The 19,263-nt window shown below is 40.1% G+C and carries 18 protein-coding genes; 9 read left to right on the top strand and 9 right to left on the bottom strand.

The window, feature by feature from the left end; translation table 11 throughout:
• Positions 1–388: 388 nt before the first annotated feature.
• From HWQ36_RS33190 to HWQ36_RS33180, 3 genes are all read left to right on the top strand, one after another.
• Positions 389–691, top strand: a complete 303-nt coding sequence (locus HWQ36_RS33190) for an RNA-binding protein (RefSeq protein WP_292711074.1) — start codon at positions 389–391, stop codon at positions 689–691.
• A 176-nt stretch (positions 692–867) separates the two neighbouring features.
• On the top strand, positions 868–1,371 hold the full coding sequence (locus HWQ36_RS33185; RefSeq protein WP_292711072.1) for a hypothetical protein: 504 nt from the start codon (positions 868–870) through the stop codon (positions 1,369–1,371).
• A 472-nt stretch (positions 1,372–1,843) separates the two neighbouring features.
• Complete coding sequence (locus HWQ36_RS33180) at positions 1,844–2,845, top strand: aldo/keto reductase (RefSeq protein ID WP_292711069.1); 1,002 nt, start codon at positions 1,844–1,846, stop codon at positions 2,843–2,845.
• 588 nt (positions 2,846–3,433) lie between these two features.
• Here HWQ36_RS33180 and HWQ36_RS33175 read toward each other — a convergent pair.
• Positions 3,434–4,258: an alpha/beta hydrolase gene (locus tag HWQ36_RS33175; protein ID WP_292711066.1), complete on the bottom strand. Its 825-nt coding sequence runs from the start codon at positions 4,256–4,258 to the stop codon at positions 3,434–3,436.
• Positions 4,259–4,270: 12 nt separating this feature from the next.
• Positions 4,271–4,537, bottom strand: a complete 267-nt coding sequence (locus HWQ36_RS33170) for a Precorrin-3B methylase (RefSeq protein WP_292711063.1) — start codon at positions 4,535–4,537, stop codon at positions 4,271–4,273.
• Between the two features lie 214 nt (positions 4,538–4,751).
• On the opposite strand from HWQ36_RS33170, the gene HWQ36_RS33165 reads away from it, so the two are divergent.
• Complete coding sequence (locus tag HWQ36_RS33165; protein ID WP_292711060.1) at positions 4,752–5,921, top strand: type I restriction endonuclease; 1,170 nt, start codon at positions 4,752–4,754, stop codon at positions 5,919–5,921.
• 313 nt (positions 5,922–6,234) lie between these two features.
• On the opposite strand, the gene acsF is transcribed toward HWQ36_RS33165, so the two are convergent.
• The 3 genes from acsF to HWQ36_RS33150 form a co-directional block, all read right to left on the bottom strand.
• Positions 6,235–7,311: a magnesium-protoporphyrin IX monomethyl ester (oxidative) cyclase gene (gene acsF, locus HWQ36_RS33160; RefSeq protein WP_163933073.1), complete on the bottom strand. Its 1,077-nt coding sequence runs from the start codon at positions 7,309–7,311 to the stop codon at positions 6,235–6,237.
• A gap of 297 nt (positions 7,312–7,608) precedes the next feature.
• Positions 7,609–8,241: a DUF2996 domain-containing protein gene (locus tag HWQ36_RS33155; protein ID WP_292711057.1), complete on the bottom strand. Its 633-nt coding sequence runs from the start codon at positions 8,239–8,241 to the stop codon at positions 7,609–7,611.
• 224 nt (positions 8,242–8,465) lie between these two features.
• Positions 8,466–9,521: a DMT family transporter gene (locus HWQ36_RS33150; protein WP_292711055.1), complete on the bottom strand. Its 1,056-nt coding sequence runs from the start codon at positions 9,519–9,521 to the stop codon at positions 8,466–8,468.
• Between the two features lie 253 nt (positions 9,522–9,774).
• On the opposite strand from HWQ36_RS33150, the gene HWQ36_RS33145 reads away from it, so the two are divergent.
• Entirely contained in the window at positions 9,775–10,137 is a 363-nt protein-coding gene (locus HWQ36_RS33145; protein ID WP_292711052.1) for a hypothetical protein, read from the top strand.
• A 265-nt stretch (positions 10,138–10,402) separates the two neighbouring features.
• Here HWQ36_RS33145 and HWQ36_RS33140 read toward each other — a convergent pair whose 3' ends face one another.
• On the bottom strand, positions 10,403–11,083 hold the full coding sequence (locus tag HWQ36_RS33140) for a hypothetical protein (RefSeq protein WP_292711049.1): 681 nt from the start codon (positions 11,081–11,083) through the stop codon (positions 10,403–10,405).
• Positions 11,084–11,146: 63 nt separating this feature from the next.
• A complete protein-coding gene (locus tag HWQ36_RS33135; protein WP_292711046.1) occupies positions 11,147–12,019 on the bottom strand; it encodes a D-alanyl-D-alanine carboxypeptidase family protein in 873 nt (290 codons plus the stop codon).
• 532 nt (positions 12,020–12,551) lie between these two features.
• Here HWQ36_RS33135 and mnmG point away from each other — a divergent pair.
• The 3 genes from mnmG to HWQ36_RS33120 are packed head-to-tail and all read left to right on the top strand — an operon-like array spanning position 12,552 to position 16,030.
• A complete protein-coding gene (gene mnmG, locus HWQ36_RS33130) occupies positions 12,552–14,474 on the top strand; it encodes a tRNA uridine-5-carboxymethylaminomethyl(34) synthesis enzyme MnmG (protein WP_292711382.1) in 1,923 nt (640 codons plus the stop codon).
• A 47-nt stretch (positions 14,475–14,521) separates the two neighbouring features.
• On the top strand, positions 14,522–14,644 hold the full coding sequence (locus tag HWQ36_RS33125) for a hypothetical protein (RefSeq protein ID WP_292711043.1): 123 nt from the start codon (positions 14,522–14,524) through the stop codon (positions 14,642–14,644).
• A gap of 60 nt (positions 14,645–14,704) precedes the next feature.
• Positions 14,705–16,030, top strand: coding sequence for a hypothetical protein (locus HWQ36_RS33120; RefSeq protein WP_292711040.1), 1,326 nt, complete (start codon positions 14,705–14,707; stop codon positions 16,028–16,030).
• Positions 16,031–16,182: 152 nt separating this feature from the next.
• Here HWQ36_RS33120 and HWQ36_RS33115 read toward each other — a convergent pair whose 3' ends face one another.
• Together HWQ36_RS33115 and HWQ36_RS33110 are read right to left on the bottom strand one after the other, a co-directional pair.
• A complete protein-coding gene (locus HWQ36_RS33115; RefSeq protein ID WP_292711037.1) occupies positions 16,183–17,748 on the bottom strand; it encodes a glucosaminidase domain-containing protein in 1,566 nt (521 codons plus the stop codon).
• 201 nt (positions 17,749–17,949) lie between these two features.
• Entirely contained in the window at positions 17,950–18,711 is a 762-nt protein-coding gene (locus HWQ36_RS33110) for an N-acetylmuramoyl-L-alanine amidase (RefSeq protein ID WP_292711034.1), read from the bottom strand.
• Positions 18,712–18,886: 175 nt separating this feature from the next.
• Between HWQ36_RS33110 and HWQ36_RS33105 the strand changes: the two genes are divergently transcribed.
• On the top strand, positions 18,887–19,183 hold the full coding sequence (locus HWQ36_RS33105) for a hypothetical protein (RefSeq protein WP_292711031.1): 297 nt from the start codon (positions 18,887–18,889) through the stop codon (positions 19,181–19,183).
• The last annotated feature ends 80 nt before the right edge of the window (positions 19,184–19,263 follow it).

The raw sequence follows: 19,263 nt of genomic DNA, 5'->3' as shown, positions 1-19,263 counted from the left end.
GTTAGCAAATGCCGGATGAAAACTAATTTTACGTTACAAGCGATCGCACTGATTTTATTTAATTACACTCTCTCGAAATTTTGAATGAATAAAATTGAAAAATTACTAATCCTTTTGGAAGAGAAACAAGTATCAGTAATTGAATTTTTGTCGTGACTTCCAATTTAGTGCGATCGCTGGTAGGTTCATTTTCAAAGAGTTTTGCCAACTGTCCGAGTATTTAGCTCAACAGAATAAGTATAATGTTGCTTATGAACATAAGTTTTCAATTTATGATAAAGTATGCATAGAAGATTAAATTCGGCTGTGTAGTTTGTTTTTATATATACTTGTATTACAGACCTCTCCGCATCTAAATCTCTGCACCCTCTGATTCTGGAGATATTGTATGTCAATTTACGTTGGTAATCTATCTTATGAGGTTAAAGAAGATGACCTCCGGCAAGTTTTTGCAGAATACGGAACGGTAAAAAATGTTCAATTGCCTATCGACCGAGAAACAGGTCGAATGAGAGGTTTCGGCTTTGTAGAAATGGAATCAGACGCACAAGAAACAGCAGCAATTGAAGCCCTTGATAATGCTGAGTGGATGGGTAGGAGCTTAAAAGTGAATAAAGCCAAACCCAAGACTGATGGAGGCTCCTCTGGCGGTAGAAGGGGTGGTGATGGTGGTTCCTCTCGCCGCTATTAAGGTCTAAAGCTAAGAATTTAGCTCTGAAGTCTTGAGGGCAGATAAAGCGTCTGCCTTTTTTTGCTTTGTTTGACTGGCTAAGAGAAGTTTCTGCAATTGATTATAACTGTCTTTTCTGAAGCCATGCGTTAGCGTAGCTTACCGCAGGTATCGTTTTTGTAATAGGTGTAGCAACCATGAACCCAGAAGCTAAACATATAGTTAGCGAACTAAGGCATAAGTTCTACTCTAACTTTGCTGCTTCTATGAATATGCCGGTGATCATAACTGGTACATCTTATAGTAGTAATTCCCCGATCGCATCTTGGATGGATCGTAGGGAAAGACTGAACTATGTAAATGTATACGCTTATACCGCACCTGATGAATTTGTCCCATTCCGTCCGTTCATTCTTCGACTAGCTATAAACAAGAGTGCTGGGAGAGTGGCGACATTCAGAAAAGGACAAGTTTGCCGAGGTCTTAATTTGATGTGGGACTTTGAATTAACTGTGCTACCAAAAGAAATCTTAGACTTTCTTCCCTGGATAGTTAACTTAGTTGAAGCTCATGACAAAGGTTCGTCCTTATTGCTACAATCGCCACCTCATTCGTTTGAATTAAAAGTGCCAGAGGTTGGTTTCTTGAATAACGCTTGGACTCAGAAAGCTTGGCTTCTTTCAAATTCGACAATATCTTAATACTTGGTGCTTAAGTTACTAGCTAAAAACAACTAAAAATATATATTATTTAATAAAAAAGTAGCGAGCCTACTTTGGTGAATGTCCAAAATATAGCGCTTCTCTGTTGAGTGCAATACAGACCTAACCCCCAGCCCCTTCCCTACAAGGGAAGGGGAGTAAAATTCAAAGCCTCTCTCCTTTTAGGAGAGAGGTCAAAGTGTATTGCTTCCATTCGAGAAGCGCTATATTTGTCAATTTTTAAAACAAAATAGGCAAGTTTGCACGAGTGCTAAAAGATTCTCCTCATTTATCAGCTAATTATGCTAATTGTGCTTTGACATTTTGAGGATTCTAAGTCCCTCGCTTATATTGCGCGACAAGTTTTGCGGTGGGGCTAAAATCCCGCAAAACTTAATTACGAATTACGAATTACGAATTACGAATTATTTTAATGCCTGATAATTAATAAGGCAATCTACAGAGAGCAAACATGCAGACTCTCCAAAAACTCTCCCTCCCAAGCATGGGCTGCGGGACTTGGGCCTGGGGCAACCAACTGCTTTGGGGATATGACGAAAGTATGGATGACCAGTTGCAAGCGGTGTTTAACCTTTGTGTAAACAACGGTGTGACTTTATTTGATACGGGTGATTCTTACGGAACTGGGAGATTGAATGGTCGAAGCGAGTCACTGCTAGGACAATTCAACCGAGAATATATAGGTTCAAACAAAGAAAATATTTGTATTGCGACTAAGCTTGCTGCTTACCCGTGGAGATGGACACGTCAATCAATGGTAAAGGCTTGCAAGTCATCTGCCCAACGCCTGGGAAAAAACGTCGATTTGGTACAGATGCACTGGTCTACAGCAAATTATGCTCCTTGGCAAGAGGGAGGGCTGTTAGATGGTCTTGCCGATTTATATGAGCAAGGACTGGTCAAAGGAGTGGGACTATCCAATTATGGGCCTAAACGGCTTAAGCAAGTGCAGAAAAAGTTTGCTGAACGAGGCGTTCCTATTACTACTCTGCAAGTTCAATACTCTTTGTTGTCTACATATCCTGTCACCCAATTAGGGCTTAAAGACCTTTGTGATGAGTTGGGAATTAAATTGATTGCCTACAGCCCTTTAGCTTTGGGATTACTGACAGGAAAATACTCTGAGCAAGGCCCTTTGCCCAAAGGCATCCGAGGTCTGCTGTTTAGGCAAATATTACCAGGAATGCGTAGGCGTAGCCAGCCGCAGGCATCGCTTTTGGGATGTTTGCGAGAAGTGGCACAGTCCAGAAACAAAACCATGTCACAGGTAGCAATTAATTGGTGCATCTGTAAAGAAACCATTCCTATCCCTGGAGCAAAGAGCGTGGAACAGGCAAGAGAAAACATTGGTGCGTTAGGTTGGCAATTAAATGTCAGCGAGATTGCAGAGTTAGATAAGGCGGCGGCGAATGTAGACAAAAAAATGGTACAAAATATTTTTCAAACTAAGTGAAATTTCCACGTTGCTAAATTTGAAGATGAATCATTGCAAAAACCTGGTTTAAGCCTGAAAATGAAAATGCTTTGATTTTATAGAAGTACCGACAAAAATATCTTAATTATGTCTGATTAACTAGTGATTTATATTACTATTTTTCGATTAAAATATAGTGCTATTTGACCAATAATAGCTTCTATCTAGACTATATACATTCTTGTAATTACGAAGAATATCTTTTTAAAGAGCATTTTTTGAAGACTAAAATTCAGGAGTTATGTCCTAATATTTGGTCTGAGGAACTTGATTTTTAAAGTGTACTAAGAAAGAATGAATATTGAGTCTAACATCTTGTAGACACTCTTGGTGACAACTTAACCTTATCCAATGTCCACAGTCCGCGAAAGCGGACTTTTTTTATGCAATCTCAGAGGATGTTTGAAAAGTCCTCTTGTCGGTATCAAAAGTTTTATATCCCTCTAAATCCCCCGATAAATTGGGGGACTTTGATTCCAGTTCCCCTCCTTGAGTACTAAGGGTTTTAAATTTTATGATGACGAGAGTGATTAAGGAGGGTTAAAGGAGAATAGAATGAGGGGATAATTAGTGATTTGCTTTTATAAGATTAGTAAACTCTTGCAAAGCTTTCTGATACTTTTTTTCAGCTACCCAGAATAAATCATTATGATTTGCCTTCTCAACCCACAAATAAAGTTTTGGCGATATTGCAGCATTAAACAACTTTTCTCCATGAGCAAAAGGAATTATCTCATCTGCTTTGCCATGAATCACTAGTATCGGACATTTTACTTTTTTGATATTGTCCAGATTGGGAAATTTATCAAAAGGTAAAATCCGAAAAGGTACTATTACTTGAAAAGCAGAAATAAACGAACTTTCAATAATTAAGCCAGCTACCGATTTTTGCATTGCTAAGTTTACCGCAGAACCACCGCCAACCGAACGCCCCAAAACTATAATTCTTTCAGGTGATATTTTTAGATTTTCGGTCAAATAATTGTAAGCGCTATTAATATCTTCGTATGCGTGGCTTTCTGTCGCCTTTCCTTGACTTGTACCATAACCACGATAATCATAAGCAAAAACACTAAAACCCCATGCGTGTAATTTTTCTAGTATCTGTCTGATATCTCCTAAATCTTCAGAATTACCATGAGCATAAAGAATAGTGTAATTAGCTTGATTGTTTAATAAATATGTAGCTGAGATATTTGTGTTTTTACCACTTTTTAACTTAATAATTTCTGGATTATCCTGATAACTAGAAGGACGAGACAGAAAAATCATACTATCTGCCCGAAAATATATATATCCAGCAAAAAATATATAAATAAATATGAAAGATTTAAGCAGTCTTTGCCAAGTAAAATCACCAATTAGCAATTTTATAATTTGCTGTTTTTCCATTAGTTTTTATTTCTATTTTGATTTTCGTGCCGATTTGGGCGGTGTTCGGTGTGCGCCAAAGTACTTCTCACTGCGATAGCGCAACCACACCCGCAACACTTGCGGAATCTGCTCTTTTTGTTCTTTGCTCAGGGTATTATAAAGGGCTAATGCGCGATCGCGTTCACCCCGACAAGCAGCGTTGTTGTGAGCATCCCAATAGCTACGGGCTACCCGAATCCGCCGACAGACTTCTTTAATCAGCGCTTCTCCTGTGAGTGGAGCGTCTTGCTTTGCCATACTCAGATGCGATAAATTTCTAATGCCATTGCACTTGTATACAGGTTATGAGTGTTACAGGCTGGTACTTATTTGGGAATACTCTGAATTAGGAGTGATAAGGAAGGCGATCGCGCTAACACTTTTAATTCAAATGTACTATATCACCTTATAACCACTCCTATCTTACAAAAAAGACGTATCAATACTCACTAATCTACCAGGACTAACTAAGATGGGATTTACTGAAGATATTGTCAAGCTGTCTGAACAAGTGCGTAAGCGATTTGACCAAGTTGTTGGCGAAGAAGCTACTAAGATGGCGTTGATTGTTCCTTTTTTGAGCGCTCTTGGCTATGATGTCTATGATCCTAGCGAAGTCATGCCAGAATATGTAGCAGATTTTGCTACTAGAAGAGCGGGACAGTTTGAAAAAGTAGATTACGCCTTAGCTATTAACGGTACTAAAGTTATGCTCGTAGAGGCAAAAGCCCGTGGTCAAAAAGCTGAGGCACATGATGGGCAATTGAGCAAATACTTTAATGCACTTTTGACAACAAAAGTAGCTATTGTCACTAATGGGATTGAGTACCGTTTCTTTACAGACTTGCGTGATAAAAATATCATGGACAAGGAGCCATTTTTTACTTTTAACATCCTTGAATATGATTCCAAAGATATTGATAACCTCAAATTTTTTCATCGTGATAATTTTGAGGTTACAGCTATTACCAACCATGCTGAAGAAATGGTTTATGTAAAAGGTATGACTCAGCTTCTAGGAAATCTTTTACGTTCTCCTTCTGAAGAATTTGTTCGCTTTTTAGTGGCTGAACTCGGTACTGTTGCTCCTAGTTATGAAATTCAAGGTCGAATTACTGGTAAAGTTATTGATAAATTCAGACCAATTGTTAAAAAGTCAATTCAGGGAAGTTTAGTAGAGTTAATGACTCGCTCACTTAGCCAAGAAATAACTCAGCCTGTTGAAATTGAAGTAGAACAAGAGATTGAAGAAGAGGAAAAACAACAAGAATATCAAGAATCTAAAATAGTAACAACGGCTGAAGAAATCGAAGCTTTTGAAAAAATTAAAGCAATTACGAAAACTTTAATGAGTTACAATTTTGAACTCCAATATAAGGATACAGCTTCATACTTTGGTATCAATCTTGGCAAAAGTAATTGGTGGTTTTTGCGACTGTATCTGTCTTCGCAGAAAAAAAGTTTGATTACTCGGCTAAGTCTAGATGAAGTAAAGTCTCTAGTTTCAAACTTTGAAGTGCAGGAAGTAACAGCTTCTCTGGGGGATGCTGCATCAAAAGTAATTATTTCCTCCATTAGTGATTTCGATAAGCTGACACCATTGATTCTCAGATGTTACGAAACAGAAGCAGCCAAGCATTAAACATTCACCCCGGATGTAATCAGAATGGAAAAATCAGCTTAACTCAAGGTATCTAATACAAAACTACACCTACCCAACTATCTTTATGCTGTCTTCCATTCTGAGTTTTGAATATTTGTAGACAAAGACATATTGGGAGTAACAGCATACTCAAAAGATAAAATTATTAAGCTAATTTCTTTCTCAGCTACGATTTTTGCCTGCTAGCAACTTAGCGATCGCAGTACTAATCGGCTAACCTCTAATATTTAGGACAAAAAAAGTGGCTCTGCCATCAGCAGAACCACTAAAGCTTTCGCAAACTTGTTATAAATTAACGAACTGCCCCTTGAGCAGAAACAGTATCAATGGGTTTCATCAGATACAGCCGCAATAACTGCCAGCCATTGGAGATGTAAAGTGGCAGTTTTTGGAAGAATTGCAGGAATTTGGGAGTGTTGGAATTAGCGATCGCTCCCAGCTTCTCATTATTGCTGATACAAGTATCCAATCGCTGATAAAACTCAGGATTCTCTACATCCAGCATCAGAGGGAAAACCCGACCGGCGTTTTCGTTAGTCTTCTGAATTACATGGATGTCGTATTCTCGTGCATCCAATCCCAGGGTGGCGTAAAAGTCCTTGCGTTGGATGTCATTGAGATACATTGTCGCAAATACCGACAACAGGAAGAACCGACTCCACAGCCGTGCTTTCCAATCATTCAATATTTGCGGCTGAGATTTCATGATGGCATCAAAGAAATCGCCGTGACGGTTTTCATCCTGACACCAGTTCTCAAAGAACCGGAAGATTGGATAAACCCGATCTTCGGGATGTGCTTCTAAATGGCGATAAATAGTGATGTAGCGCCAATAACCGATCTTCTCAGAAAGATAAGTAGCGTAAAAGATGAATTTCGGTTTAAAGAAGGTATAATTGCGACTCTTAGTCAAAAACCCTAAATCTAGGGACAGATTAAAGTCCGACAAAGCTTTGTTCAAAAAGCCAGCGTGACGTGCTTCATCCCGTGACATCAGGTTAAAGCACTCTGCCAAGACAGGGCTTTTGCCTTTCAAGCGACGGCCAAGTTCTTTATATAGCAAAAAGCCAGAAAACTCTGCTGTACAAGAACGTTCTAGAAACTCAACGAACAACTTGCGAGTTTCCCCGTCAATATGATCCCAGGATTGGTCAAACTCGGCATCCCGAACAAAGTGATGGCGGTTGTAGTCCGTGCGGAACTCTTCGAGAATGGCTTGTAACTCGTCTTCATTGACGGAGATATCCATCCGCGCCATTTCATCAAAATCGGTAGTATAAAACCGAGGTGTTAACAGGGTTTCTTTTGCCGGGACTTTAATTCCTGGCCGGATCTCTTCAAAGCCTGGTTTTTTGAGGGAATCTACCATGTCTTGATTGCTCTTTCGTCTTTATTATCTTAAGTAGACCCTTCGGGTTCCGCAGTTACTTATGGGGGAAAGCCCCCCTGAGCGGCTGCCTCACCAGAAAGCCAAGGGTAATGTTCTGTTAAAACGTAACAGCCCACAATAATCCAATTGTATAAAGTTCAGTCTACCAAGGTGCGGGTGAGAAATTTGTAAGCAAAAGATTAAGAGTTGCAACAATCATTCAATTGTCATTTGTCCTTTGTCATTGGTCATTTGTCCTTTGTTAAAAACCAATGACCAATGACTAATGACTAATGACTAATTTATACCTAGCCACTTTTGACCGTCCAAGCGCTGAACTAAGCCAAATACTAACAAATCAAGTGTAATTTTGCGCTCATCGATTAAGAATGACTCAAGAGTGCTAGGTTTTTTGCCTTCATTACAGGAAAATCCCTTTTTTCCTTGAATATCTTCTTCGGGGAAATACAGGTTAAACTGACGCACACCTTTTTCTTTCCAACTGCCAATAATTTGCCAGCATTCCTCAGCAGATTCAAAGCCAGTAATTGGCAATTTCTGCTTGGCAAAAGACACCTGTAAATCTTGCACACCTTGTTGAGCGATCGCTTTTTGTAAAGCTGGCAAGTAGTCTTGCTCGATGAACTCTACAAATGGCTTATCTTCAACAGATGGAGCTTTTTCCTTTTTGGCGGCTTTAGCTGCGGCTGCGGGTTTTTCTTCTGTTGCGGCGGCGGCGGGTTTTTCTCGCTTCGGTGATGCAGCAGCTGGTTTAGCAGCTTTCGGATCTGGCGTGTTGGCAGTAGGAATGTCTGTAGCTTCGGGTGAGTCTGTACTAGGAGCGTGTTCTTCAGCCACACTGGGAGCTTGCTGGTCAACACTGCTGGGAGCTACTTCTCCCGCTTGATTGTGATTGGTTGGGTCTGCCATTGCTCAGGTCAATCCTTTAATCTAGCTTTGGGAGCGATCGCTCACCTTGATATATCTGTATTTTTATTTTGACATACTAGTGCAGCAGGGCAATAATAACTGTACAGTTAAAAATAACCCAAAAGCTTAGGGCATAAGCTTTCTTCCCTACTGTCCCCCACCCTTCAATTTTTGATTTGCGGTAATAGAAGTTCAATCCAAAATCTAAAATTCTTCCGCCTTTTTCAAATCCCCTTAAATCCCATACCAGTTTCTACCTGTTGCTGTGCCGGAATAGAACTTGCTTTGCTAGATGCAATTCTAGAAGTTTCACGCCAAATTCCAACTTGGCTAAAGAATACGCCTACTAAAATCAAGCTACCGCCAATATATTGAGGTACAGTAGGGGTCTCACCCAAAATTAAATAGGCTGCTATGATGCCCACAATTGGGCTAAATGAGCTAACTAAGGAAGCTGTAGAGACTGTAGAAGTTTTCAAGCCTTTAATCCAAAAAGACTGACCTACTACCACTATCAACCCACCATAGAAAAACATCCACTGCCACAAGAATGGTGAGAGGACATCAGCAAAATGATCTTTGCCATAGAGGATTAAAGCAATGAAGAAAAAGATTACAGTTCCTAGTGCAGTGCGAAAGATGCTATAGATTCCCAAAGGGATCTGCGAAAGGTATTTCTTACCAACAATCGTGGAAGCGCTTCCAGCTATAGATGCTACTGCTGCTAACAGTTCACCTATGCCTAAACTGAAACCTCCCATATTTATCATCGTATCTGTTGCAGGCTGAAGGGTGATAGTTAGGATAACACCGATAAAGGCTGCGATCGCTCCGGTAAATTCCCAAATATTTACCCGTTCCTTCAATAACCAGACAGATAAAGCCAGAGTTAGAGGTGGTTCCAAGCGTCCTACCAAGATGACATTATTTACCTGTGTGAGTGCAAGCGCCTGGAAAACTAAGCCAGGGGCCAATGCTCCCGATAAAATAGCTACTGCTGTTAGACTAACCCAATCCGTCCTTGATAGTTGTTTCAAAGTAGCTTTGTTCCACTGTCGCCCATAAATGAGGATCAGAAGTATCAAGGCGCAAAGGTTTCCTACAAATAAAACATTACACAAAGAAATCGGATTGCGATCGCCGATAAAATGTTCAGCACCGATTTCTGTTAGCTTCCGAGTAACTGCGCCAGATGCAGCAAAAATTAGCATTGCTAGCCAGAGATATGTTTGTCCTGAAACTCTATGGATTAAGCGATGTGGTTTTTTGGGTCTACTCACACTAACACCACTGCAATAAAAGCATTGCTCATTATAAGTTGCCGTCACGCAGTTCAAAATGAGGTTTTGTTGAGAAAATACTTAAATTATGCTGTGACTTAGAGTTACCATCATTGTCTGAGAAAGTGCTGAGAATCAACTAAGTTTTCTCAAAGGATAAATTCATGAAAATAGTGGCTTAGTTTCAATAAGTTCTCACTCCCACCTGAGATGCTTTAGATGTTCAGGATAAAACAAAAAAGAGAAGTCACAAATGAAACTCGCACCCTTACTTACAAGTTTTGCTTTGGTTGGTTTTTTCACAGTTTGGGACGTACCATTAAAAGCGATCAATCCCTCATTAGTGCAGGCATCAGCAGCCGAAGAGATGTCTGTAGCGCAGAAACTAGATTTGCTTACCAAGAGTAAGGGTCAGATTGGTAGTGGCGATCAACTGCGTCGTTTCTTTTTTGCTGACTTGGAGCCAATTGGTATCCAGTTAGGTGGTGCAGGTCATGTAGTTAACCTTTATAATAAAGCCAATGATGTCACATTCGCTTACTGTTCTCACTACGATGTGATTGTAGCGATTAAGAAAGGTAAAGTGACAAAGTTTGAACCCAGCGAAGTGAAGTAATACTAAATCGACCTTTCAATTAATATTTTGCTAAAACCAGAGAAGCAAAACTACATGCGGTAGGGGCAATTCATGAATTGCTCCTACCTGAAAATTAATGTTTTTGCTATTGTTGCGTAATTTCTGATATTTAGGTTGCGATGTCTAATAACAAGCTGCTCTGTCTTTGACTTAAAAGTATTAAATAAGGGGCTTAAACTTCTTGTCTCAAAAAGCTTTATTTTATAAAGCTTCACAAATAATTAGTACTAAGATTTACCAGCTATTACAATCTCTTTATAGCTGTATTAAACTGTTCGGTTTTAGGTGATATATGAGCCGTGCTAGTAAACTGCTCTACACGAATCTGACGCTGCTTTAACTCTTGTAACTCAGCTATTAAAGACGTTATCTCTTGCGTTGACTTGGAGCTGCTTACTTCCTGTTTTAACTGTGTAATTGTTGTTTTTAAGTCATTAACTTGTAGTTTTGCTTGTTTTAATTCTTCTTGTAATTGCTCAGTTAATGTATTAATCTGACTCTGGGTTTGGACAGTCTGCTCTCGCAGTTCACCAATGGTTCTGGAGAAAATTTGCTGGCGTTGCTGATAAGCTGTTACCAAAGCTTGCTGAACAATATCCCATTCTTTGGGAAAAGCCTCATGGGTAACAATCGGTAGAACTGTTTCATAACCTGCAATGGCAATTTCCAAATTACTCGTAAGGTTCCCTTGTTCAAACTCTTGAATAATAGTACTCAGTTTGATAATGACTCTCGCTAAATTAATAGCAATGGCAGGTTCTTTAGCAAAGCGATCGCTTACCCATTTTCGCAATATTAAAGCTAAATCATCGTTGAGTTTACTTAAGTTATGTTGCAGAATTGGATATACTTCCTGATTTTGATAAGTTGCTCTTAATAAATCAATTAGGAAGTTTTGCTCCTGGTTAGCAGCTTCATTTGGCATAGCTAAATCCCTGACAATACATCTTTTAAGTTAGTATTCCCAATTTTCTATACTGTATAACAATTAAAGTGGTGTAATCCAATAAGTAATACCCCTAACAACTTGTTTCTTAAAACCAAACAGAGGTAAATTATCTTCAGTTAAGCCCACGTAAGTCCAATGTGGAATATCATTTTCTACAGTTTGAAACCAACCATTTTGATTAAGAGCTTTTCTTTGTTCTTTATTACCTACCCGTAAATCAATTGCTAATCCCCAGAGATGTTGTGAAGTTCCGGGAGGTGCAACTAAACCGAGAATTTTGGTTTCTTTACCCTGTTGAACTTTAGCTAAAATTTGATTATTAGCATATTTTTGCCAAAATCTTAAATTCGTATTGAAAGTGCGGGTACAATCACCAGAACCATAACCAGATTTTAGCGGAATATGTTGTTGAATTCGCGCTTTATTTAAAGCATCAGCCGCCGACTTTTGTAAATAACAATCGTTAGTGCCATCAACATGACCCATTGTTAAAGTAGCTTGAAATTCTTGGGTTTCTTGTTCATTAGCAAAGATATCTTTTGGCGGCAGTTTAATTCCGATATCTTGATTTACAAAGACTGCACCATAAGTTCGCAGCAAAGTATATTCATAAGTACCAGGCTGGGGGATTGTAGGTAATTTCTGGCTAATCGCAGATAAAAAACGCTGTTTACTATTTAATTCTGGATTGGGAATAAATGGTTTTGATGTTATCTCTTTAGAGGTATCTATACAAGGTAATGAAACAGTAGTAGAGCATACATTTAATGGTTGGGAAGTTCTAGCAAATTGGTGGTGGGTAATCTCATTACTAGCTACTAAGACAAAAATTATCCCGATAACTATACTGATGAAACTTGCCTTTTTAATAAATCTAGTAATATTTTTTTGATTTCTGATAGTAAGTTTCATTTTTAAATAATTACTTAGTTGATTCAAATCTAAACATAACAGCCTTATTTAAATATCTACTATTGATGAGTTAAAATCCAATACAGTTCAGTTAGCGCCAAAAATCTTAATCTATGTATGTTGGGTTGAGGAACGAAACCCAACATTTCTGGGACTTTGTTGGGTTGCGCTTTGCTTAACCCAACCTACAATTTTCTTAACTGAACCGTATTGAGTTAAAACTACAAACAATTTATTAGAGTCGAACTATATTTTTATACATTTACGCAAAGTATTTAATATATATAAACAAGGAAATAATTAGTGTTAATGGCTAACTATGTGAACAATAGCTGTAATAAACAACCCGGAGTGTTGTCACAAATTTTAAAAAATATAATATTTTTTATTGAATACTCAAGTTTAAAAATAGAAACTTGTCTCTGATTGAGTACTAGTAAATTTGATAACTTTTTTATTAGAAAGTTACATCCCTGAAACCACTGGAACAGCTAAAATTGAAAAGAACTCTAAGCTTGCCGATCCTGTAAGTATGACCATGCACAATTCCGTTGAATTCCAAGACGCTTTTGATGTCATAGTCGTCGGTGCAGGTCACTCCGGTTGCGAAGCGGCTCTTGCCTCTGCACGCCTCGGTTGTCGTACCCTGCTATTGACGCTCAACTTGGATAGAATCGCTTGGCAACCCTGTAATCCAGCAGTGGGTGGCCCGGCCAAATCTCAGTTGACTCATGAGGTAGATGCTCTCGGCGGGGAAATCGGTAAAGTAGCAGACCGCACCTACCTGCAAAAACGTATCCTCAACTCTTCACGGGGGCCTGCTGTTTGGGCATTACGCGCCCAAACGGACAAGCGCGAATATGCAGCAGTGATGAAGAATATTGTCGAGAACCAAGAAAACTTGACAATCCGCGAAAGTATGGTGACAGATTTGGTGCTGGGTGCTAATGATGAAGTCATCGGTGTTGAAACTTATTTTGGTGTCGGGTTCCAATGTAAAGCTGTCATCTTGACAACTGGCACTTTCTTGGGGGGCAAAATTTGGGTTGGTAACAAATCAATGCCAGCCGGACGTGCTGGAGAATTTGCGGCTGAGGGATTGACACAAACCCTAAATCGCCTGGGATTTGAAACCGGAAGGCTTAAAACTGGAACTCCGGCACGAGTAGACAAGCGATCGGTGGATTATAGTAAAATGCTAATCCAGCCAGGGGATGAGGATGTACGCTGGTTTAGCTTTGACCCAGAGGCGTGGATAGAACGAGAACAAATACCTTGCTACATCACCCGCACCACCGCCGAAACCCATCGTCTAATTCAAGATAATTTGCACCTGTCGCCAGTTTATGGCGGTTGGGTGGAAGCGAAAGGGCCGCGCTATTGTCCTAGTATTGAAGATAAAATTGTGCGCTTTGCCGATAAGGAAAGCCATCAAATTTTTATTGAACCAGAAGGACGAGATATACCCGAACTTTATATCCAAGGGTTTTCTACAGGGTTGCCAGAAAATTTGCAGTTGCAAATGTTACGGACTCTCCCCGGTTTAGAAAAATGTGTGATGCTGCGTCCGGCTTATGCTGTGGAATATGACTATTTACCTGCAACTCAGTGTTACCCCACACTGATGACCAAAAAGGTTGCCGGACTGTTTTGTGCTGGGCAAATTAACGGCACTACAGGTTATGAAGAAGCGGCAGCCCAAGGACTGGTGGCGGGAATTAATGCCGCTCGATTTGTTCGTTCTCAAGAAATGATTGTGTTTGCCCGCGAGCAAAGTTACATTGGAACGCTACTTGATGACCTGTGTACCAAGGATTTACGGGAACCTTATCGGATGCTTACCAGTAGGTCAGAGTACCGTTTATTATTGCGTTCTGACAATGCCGACCAACGTTTGACAGCCTTGGGACGAGAGATTGGTTTAATTGACGATCGCAGATGGGATCTATTTACCCAAAAACAAGCGAATATTATCACAGAAAAACAAAGATTGCAAGCTACACGAGTCAAAGAACATGATGAAATGGGAATAGCGATCGCATCTGATACCCAACAAGCAATTAAAGGTTCAATTACCCTCAACGACTTACTGCGCCGTCCGGGATTTCATTACGTTGACCTCGACAGGTTCGGACTAGGAAACCCCAACCTCAACCGCGCCGAGAAAGAAGGCGCAGAAATTGACATCAAGTATTCTGGCTATCTCGCTAGGCAACAAAATCAGATTGACCAAATTGCCCGCCAAGCCCACCGCCAGTTACCTGCGGATTTGGACTATACAACAATTGATACCCTTTCCAAAGAGGCGCGGGAAAAACTGAATTACGTAAAACCACTCACTCTTGGGCAAGCTGCACGTATAGGTGGTGTAAACCCAGCCGATATCAACGCTTTATTATTATATTTAGAATTGCGTAGAACCAAGAGCCAGCATGAGTTTCCGGCGTTAGCTTAACACAAACTTGATAAAGACTGAGTATAGTAGTAGGGAGGGAGATTGGTATGATAGATGACATAAATATTAGTACTGTTATCATCATCAATTCCCAGATTCAAGTTGATTTTAATACCAACGCTCAACCAACTCGTCTCAATAAGACGGCGGATTGGATATCTCATCTGTAATCCTAACTCCCAGGCAGTAGGCGCGGCGTTTCCTCGTCCTAGCAATAACCCAGAACGTCTATGTTACAAGAAGCCAGTACCCGTCTTATAGTACCAGAACCATCAGAAGACTTAATCGCCAACGAGCCTTGGTCGATAGAAAACTATGCTGATGGTCTAATGGATGAACTCTTTGCCGATATCGACTACATTCTGGATGTTAGTGATAATCTGCCTTCTCAAACCGTTAGGTATGGTAGGCAGAACAAATCGAACCAGTCTTTCCAAGCTCAACGCCACTCGCCTCCAGAATACGTGCCTCTGCAAACAGTTACTATACCGCAGATTATCTTACCAAACGGACAGTCAGTTACTCAAGATAACCACAAGCACTTGAGTACCGTTGTCTTTGATAACGCCACCATTAAACCAGCTAGTAGAAAGCGGCAAAAAAGCAGTCGGACTTTGGGCAAACTGCTAATTGTCGGAACAACTTTAGGCGTGGCGATCGCTGGTATTATCTACTTGGTACAATCTGGAGTCGTATATCTTTTAAATCCCAACTTGACCCAGCAAGCTTTTCTAGTGCCACAATCACAGTTACCTGTAAAAACAGAAATTGAGGCAGATTTGGTTGACTATATGCTGGGAGCGCTGGCAGTTATAGACAAGCAAGAATTAAAAAGCAATCAAAAGTCTTTCATTTCGAGATTCTCCAATCAGACAAATACTAATCAAATAGCCCTTGGTAGCGGGCAAACAACTGGTAATTTACCACCACTGCCACTTCTGGCAAATAATACACCACCAGCCCCCAACCGTTCTGGAAGCGTTGTTGAGCGGATATATGTTCCTGTTTATCAAGCGCCGTCGCCAATGCGCTACGCACTGCCAGCAATTCCTGGTAGTCCCGCACTTCTACCACGAGTTGCCAGTGCATTGCAGGCATCTCAACCTAATGTGGTGAAAAGTGCCCTAAATACGGTGCGACAAGCTGCCAAGCCTGTAACCGTAAATATGTTAGCGGCGGCTGTCCGAGCAGAACTTAAACCTGTGGCTGGACGAACTGCACCTATTACCGTGCGGCAAACACCTAAGCCTCTCCCTGCATTACCAGTGGTTCCATTACGTGCAGCACTTGCGCCAGAGTCAGAACCAACTATTACCCAAGAACAAGTATATCCGCCAACTGCGATCGCAGTTGCTCCGAGTAATACCCTAGAAGGATTGCTAGAGTTAGGTAACAAATCTGCCGCTTTGTTTAAAATTGACGGCGTAACTCGCCGCATCAATATGGGTGAAAGCATTGGCCAAAGCGGTTGGACACTGGTAGAGGTTAGTAATGGCGAAGCAGTCATCCGCCGAAACGGTGAAGTGCGATCGATTTACGCCGGGCAGAAGTTGTAAAATCCAAGGCATCTAACTCACCAAAAATTAGGGAACTCCAAGAAATAAATTATCCAATTTCACCGACTCAAAACGACTTTCTCTCCCCCTGCTCCCTGCTCCCTGCTCCCCTGCCTTAAAAGCGATAGGACAGTTATTTATTTGGAAGTCCCTTAGCTCCTGACTGGTGGGTTAATTTCAAAATGAATATGATTGTCGTGACCATTTAGAGAAACACAAAGTCCTTCATTGATTAGCTGTTGATCGTTGAAAAAGATTGCCCGTACCAGCTTTTGATTAGTAATAGACTTGAGAATAGCTCGTGCAGCATCTCGATCGTAGTTAGAACTTGACCAAACAATACCACCAAAATTTCCATTTTTTTGGGGTAAGTAAATATCGCACATCATGCCAGTTTCATGTCCATGATGATCGGGAGTATCGCCTCCATGAGGAAGACTAACATCGTTAATTGCGAATGGAGCAGCTAAGGGGTGAGTGTTACGATAACTGTTTTGATAATTTTGGGCAATTTTTTTAATCACATCAGCTAACCAATGTGTGCCAAAATCGTGGTTATCTTGAGTATCTTCCAATTCACCATTAACTAAACCATTATTAGGGTCACTTTTTGGCATCAACTCCCACCGTGGTGCATTAGCTGCTTGCAACCATCGATGAGTTATTCCACCAACATCAACTCGACCATCACCATTAAGAGTACTGCGACCAGCGATAATTGATTGAAATAGTTTGATCGCGTCAAATAGTCCTCTGTCTCTGTCTGCACTGTCAGGATCGCCCACCCATTTGTAGCCTAGCTCATACAATCGCGCCTTAATAGCCTTAACATCGTCAGCTTTATTGACTCCGCCAATTCCCACACTACCATCGAGTTTAATTACCTTCGCTCCTGGTAAGCTGGATGCTGTAGGTTGTTGAGTGTTCTCATCGTCCTTGTGATCAAAAGGAACAACAACTTTAATGGGGATCTCTAGAGTTTGATCGTCAACAGCAATGATGATGCGGCGATCGCCTTCTTGCTTAAAAACGAAATCAAATTGCCATTTGCCATCCTGACTAATTGCTACACTTGGGACTGGAAATTTATCGTCGATTATAATCGACAAAACTTTGCCACTGTCGGTTAAAGGTGCTACACCTTCAACCCTAAAATTTTGCCCTAATTCAACTTCTTTTGGCACACGAATTAACTGAAGTTGTTCCACTGAAGCGGGAATGGTAACTCCACCTGCATTAGCCAGTAACTTTTGTGCCTCTGGAAGCAAGTCTACAACTTTACTGACATATTTAGGATCGGATGAATAGCCTTTAGCCTTGAGAAAGCCAAGGAAATTTTCTGGTGTATTGGTATATTCCTCTAAACCTTTATACGGAGTGCGAGTTAAAAACTTCCAATAACCAATAATAAAAGCGTCTATATCTGCAAATTTACAGAACTCAACTTCTTCTAGCTCAGAAGGAACCTTGATTTTCAATGGTTCGGCGAACCCTTTCATATCAGGAATTCGCCATTTTAATCCCGCAAAATTATTAGCATTGACAGCAAGATCGCTTTTAGCTCTGGTAGACTCTAGTAACCATTGAGCGAGGGTAACTTCTTTTAAAATTTGCCGATTTATATCGGTAATTTTTGCACTTTCAAGACCCACTTGTGTAAATATTTTTACTAAATCTTTGTTAGAATAACTGTTTACTAAATCATCTAGTAATGGCATGGGTTTTTCCTATTAAAAACTATTTGCATAACCCCGATTTATCAGATAAGTCGGGGTTAAAGATGTTAACAAATGATTGAAATAGAATTAGTTAACAAAGTTTGGGGGTTTAAGTAAAGAGCCTCTACATGCAGAAAGTTTTGTTTCGATGTCTAAATCCCCCTCACAAAACGTAATTACGAATTACGAATTACGAATTAGTTAATCTTTTTCTATAACCTTGGCATGTCCAGCATAAACAAAATGCTCGTTTCGGTTTCCTTGACTTTTATCAGGCCACTTAACCCAATAATGGTTTTCTTCAAAACGGACATCCAAAATTGGGTAATCTCCTGGTTCAATCTCAAATATAGAATCTTTTGGTAAGTCTGATGCCTGCTCTGTAGAAGGCTTTAAGAAGGTTTTCGTTGTAATTTCCAAAACGTATTTCTTATCAGATTTAAGTTCCTTGGGTTTTGGCTGACCTATTAATCCATCTTTAATTGCTTCCGCCATTTTTTCAACATCGAATAGATCCATATCTACTTTGGCATCACAAAAGCAGCACTCAATTAAAATAGCTGGCATTTGAGTATTTTTCAGAACAAAGAAACCTGTATCTTTCACTCCTCTATTATAAAAACCAAGTTGAACAATTTCTTTGAGAACTGATTCAGCAATACCTTGTGATGCATTACTAATAGCGTAAACTTCTGTGCCATGAGCTATACCGTTAAATTTATTAAAGTGAATCGAAACATAAACATTAACGTTATTAGCATTCGCCTTATTAGTTCGTTGTCTCAGAGAATCGGTTACACTGCTAGCGCTCGTAGGAGTGCAATCGATGGCGGTATGATTTGCTGCTCTGAGTTTTTGTATCAATTGTGTACCAACTGCTTTAGTTAAAGCATCTTCTTGTTTGATGCCTGTTGCTCCTGTATCTGGAGGGCAATTATGCCCCATATCAATACCAAATTTCATCTTGCTGATTTCCTTTTTATACTTTGAGAGGTAAGCATAATTTAATTACACTGTATTAATTATTAGCCTAAATATAAGCGCTCTGTCGGTGAGATAAAGTGAGTTATTACTGTAAACAAATGTAACGTTTTACGTAAATATCTCATTTTAAGGAGAAATCTCATAAGTTCAACGAATGAATAAAGCAGGCTCACCCATGACGGCACAAGAGGCGCTGAATCTAGTCGATACTCTTTTATGCTCTACCTTTGGGCAAAGACTCAATGATCTTCAATCTGCGGTTTTGCTGGAAAGTTGGCTGGGACGCACCTATGCGGAAATTGCGGAGCAGATAAGTTATGAACACGACTATATCAAACAAGTGGGTTCTCAGTTGTGGCGATCGCTTTCTCAGGTAGTTGGTGAAGAGGTTTGTAAAAAAAATATCCAATCTGTTTTACGTCGCTACCAGCAGTCTCAAAGCTGTGGATAAGGGATTTCCAAAAAATTATCCAAATAAACTAACCACTCCAGACGCAGAGAATACAGAGAGAGGAGAAATAGAGAGAATTG

This window comes from Nostoc sp. NMS2 (assembly GCF_017115105.1).
Taxonomy (GTDB): Bacteria; Cyanobacteriota; Cyanobacteriia; order Cyanobacteriales; family Nostocaceae; genus Nostoc.
Note: the sequence above shows the minus strand (reverse complement) of the source record. Positions and strands in the feature narration are given on the sequence as shown.